This window comes from Chitinophaga sp. (assembly GCF_035564935.1).
Lineage (GTDB): Bacteria > Bacteroidota > Bacteroidia > Chitinophagales > Chitinophagaceae > Chitinophaga.
Genome location: NZ_DATMTE010000408.1, coordinates 1 through 3622 on the forward strand (window position 1 = coordinate 1; position 3622 = coordinate 3622).

A 3622-nucleotide genomic window follows, 5' to 3' on the forward strand; every position below is an offset into this window, starting at 1 on the left:
CTTTATATTTTTTATAGATGTCCTTCATGTGCGGAAAGGATTTTATACAGGGACCACACCAGCTTGCCCAAAAATCCAGCACGAGGTATTTCCCTTTTAAACCCTCCAGGCTAAGCGGTTTTTCTTCAGGCGTATTCAGGGTGAAATTTTTAGCCTTCTGGCCTATCGCCGAATTTTTAATGCCGGCAATATAATCTCCCACTGTTTTTCCATATTCAGACTGTTGCCTTTTAGCAGAAAGCGTTTTATACATTCTTTCCAGTTCTTCTATACTTAGCAGTTCCCTTCCATCGGTAGCCAGTACAAATGCAGCGATGTATGAATCAGGATCTGATGTAATGGTTTTTTTAATAAGTGGTACGGATCTCTCTTTATTCAGGGCTTGCATTTCTTCTATGTAAGCCTTGAACCCGGGTGATTTTTGCGTGAGACTATCACCATATTTCTTCTTTAGCAGCAACCTGATTTCCGATTCAATTTTATGGTTTTGGTTAACATATGCCTGGTAATCTTCTGTTGCTTTCATGCCGGACAAGGTACCGCTTTGCAATCCCTTCGCAATATCCACGTCTTTCAGATACACCACTCCCGGTCCGTCTATCACAATAGGAAAGGGAGACACTCCTTTCTTCACTATCATATCATATTGATCATACAACAGGGGCATCATATCTTTTTTGTACGGGATACTGAATTGGAAATGTCCATTTTCGATAACGGCGGTATCAGATTTTATATCCTTACCGTAAACATACACTTCTTTATGCCCCTGTATATCTCCGTTTACGGTACCTTTTATAATCACCTTATCCTGTGCATTCAATGCTCCTGTAAGGCATAACATACCAGCCAATGCACTTAATATTTTTTTCATGATCTCTATTTTTTTACAGTTGGTTTAGAATTTTTCGTATCCCGGGTTTTGATTTCCGAAAGATGGATTATACCTGAACTCATCTGCCGGTACGGGCAGTATATAAAGTGTCTGGCTGATAATCGTTGGTTTTAATTGTTGAACAGTAGCATATGGCAGGCGAAGAAGCGCCAGCCATTCCATTCCATCTTCCGCTACCAGCGTTTTAACGGTTTCTTTATAAATGGCCATCAGCAAGTTGTTGGCGCCGGTAGCATTTTCCACTTCCAGGTAGGGGATATTGTTTTCCGTTGAAGTGATGCCAGCCTTTGCCTGGATCTGATGCACAATGGCTTTGGCTGCAGCGGGATCTCCACCGGAACGTACAATGGCTTCTGCCTTCAGTAAATATACTTCGGATAAGCGGATGGCATAATCGGTTTCTGATACTACCGTAGGAATGGTATTCTGTGCAATATATTTAGTGAAGAAGTAAGATTCTACCACACCGGTGCCTTTTTGAGTGCCGATCATCCAGGTTTGCCGCGGGTCGTTGTTCAGCAGATTTTTTAAGGAGAGCGGCGCCACATACAATGAGGATGCGCCGGGCCAGTATTGCCTGCTCTTGGAATAAGCATCCAGTTCCTGCGCGGCCTGCGGCTTTACGGCCAGCATTACTTCTTTACTGTTGAGTCCATTTTTATGAAAAAGATCTATGGCATTATCTTCCAGTACAAAAGGACTTTGCTGTATAATGTTATCGGCCAGTTGTATGATAGCGGGATAGTCGGCGGCGGCGCCGCGGCTTATTAATACCCTCATCTTTAAGGCCATGGCCGCCCATTTGGTAGCATACACATTGGGGTTGGTGGCCGGACCGTTGGCAATGGCATCATCCAGGTCGGCCAGGATAAAATCATAGCTCTCTTTCACCGAACTGCGGGCTTTGGAGATATTCCCCAGTTCGGATAATTCATCCCTGATTAACACGCCGTTGGGGCTGTCGTTTTTATACCATTCTGCATAAAAGGTCAGTAACCTGAAATGCCCGTAGGCTCTCAGAAAGCGGGCTTCCGCGATTATTTCCTTTTTCCGGTTGCCGGGGAATTGATTATCGGCTAATGCCGTTACACCTTTGATAACGCCGTTGGCCGCGTTTAGAAGTACATAGGATTCGTTCCAGTAATTGGCGCCTACGCTTGTATTCTTGTTTTCATAAGCAGCGCCAAATCCTCCGTTGCCATAACCCATGTAGCCCGCTAATTCGGCCGGGATGATCTGGTGCATCTGCCAGCCCGTTTTGGTAAGTGTGGCATTCGCAAAATTATAATAGGCCCCGTTGAGCGCAATTTGCGCGGTGCCTGCATCTATAATGGTATTGGCATCCACCTTTGCATTTTTCGGCAGGGCGTCCAGTTGTTTATTGCAGGAATAAGCCGTAAATACCAATAGTGAGATAACCAGGCAATGATATACTGTTTTCATTTTGTTACTCATTTAAAACGTTTAGAATCCAACCCGGAGGCCGAGGTTAAATTGTTTTACTGTAGGATAACCACCGGAATCACTGTATCCGCCAATCAGGCTGTAAGGATCATTACTTACCTCCGGATCAGCACCGGGATAGCTGGTAATGGTAAACAGGTTAGTAGCCGATGCGTATATGGAAGCACTGGCTATTTTCAGTTGATCTGTCATGTATTTTGGAAACTGGTAATTAAGCGTAATGGATTTGAGCTTGATATAGGAGGCATCAAACACATTGTTGCTGGCCGCCAGTGTATTATACATGCCTTGCCCCAGCACAAGTTTGGGTCTGTCTGCATTGGGATTTTCGGGCGTCCACCTGTCCAGGATACGTACATTTTTATTGGTACGTACGGTTACGTCATGATTCTGTACATCTGCGAGATAGTAAATATCGCCTCCTTTTGAGAAGGTAAATAATGCGGTAACACTGAAATTTTTATAGGTGATATTATTAGTAAGACCGCCATAATATTTAGGTTCCGCGCGGCCGATAATATCAGCTTTTGTATTGCTGTAATTTTGATAGATGGGCGTATCCAGCGCATACCTGGCATCTCCTACGCCCAGGTAATCCAACACGCCGTAAAGCGTCAGGAGGTTATGTGATTTATAGTCATCTACTTCTTTTTGTGTTTTAAGGACGCCTTCATAAATGCCTCCGTACAGTAAGCCCAAAGGCTCTCCAACTTTCAGCACGGTATTACCGTAATTGTAAATTTTTGGATTGGAAGGATCTGTAAAATCATTGGAGAGCGCCAGTACTTTAGACCTGTTTCCGGAGATGTTTAAAGTGGCCGACCACTGGAAATCCTTGCTGCGGATGATATCTCCCTTTATGGTTACCTCCAGCCCACGGTTACGGATATCCGCAATATTGGCGGTTACGCCGGTAAATCCTGAGCTTGACGCCACTTTTGCAGGAAACAGCACACCGGAGGTTGATTTTTCATAATAACCGATCCCACCGGTGATACGGGACTTAAACAACTGGAAATCGATACCGGCATCTTTTTGCAAAGTAGATTCCCATCTTATATTATTATTGCCCAGCTGACTGGGAGAAAGACCATTCAAACCATTGTAGGAGATAGGGGAGTAAAGCGTATAGAACAGGTTATCCCCAATATTTTGCGTACCAGTGTATCCCGCGCTGGCGCGTAGTTTAAGTTCGTTGATCCAATGCACATCTTTCAGAAAATTTTCCTGGGAAATACGCCAGGCCACACCGCCGGAAGGAAA

2 protein-coding genes and 1 pseudogene are annotated in these 3622 nt (G+C 44.4%); all 3 read right to left on the reverse strand.

Features of this window, described 5'->3' with window-relative positions:
* Nucleotides 1–874, reverse strand: an 874-nt coding sequence (locus tag VN105_RS10720; RefSeq protein WP_325640664.1) for a TlpA disulfide reductase family protein, incomplete at its 3' end; no start/stop codon positions are given.
* A gap of 24 nt (nucleotides 875–898) precedes the next feature.
* Complete coding sequence (locus tag VN105_RS10725; protein WP_325640666.1) at nucleotides 899–2338, reverse strand: RagB/SusD family nutrient uptake outer membrane protein; 1440 nt, start codon at nucleotides 2336–2338, stop codon at nucleotides 899–901.
* Nucleotides 2339–2359: 21 nt separating this feature from the next.
* A pseudogene (locus tag VN105_RS10730) lies at nucleotides 2360–3622 on the reverse strand (SusC/RagA family TonB-linked outer membrane protein); the annotation flags it as partial.

Excerpts from the sequence above, each read along its gene's own strand:
- VN105_RS10725 (WP_325640666.1), bottom strand. The coding sequence starts at position 2,338 with ATGAAAACAGTATATCATTGCCTGGTTATCTCACTATTGGTATTTACG.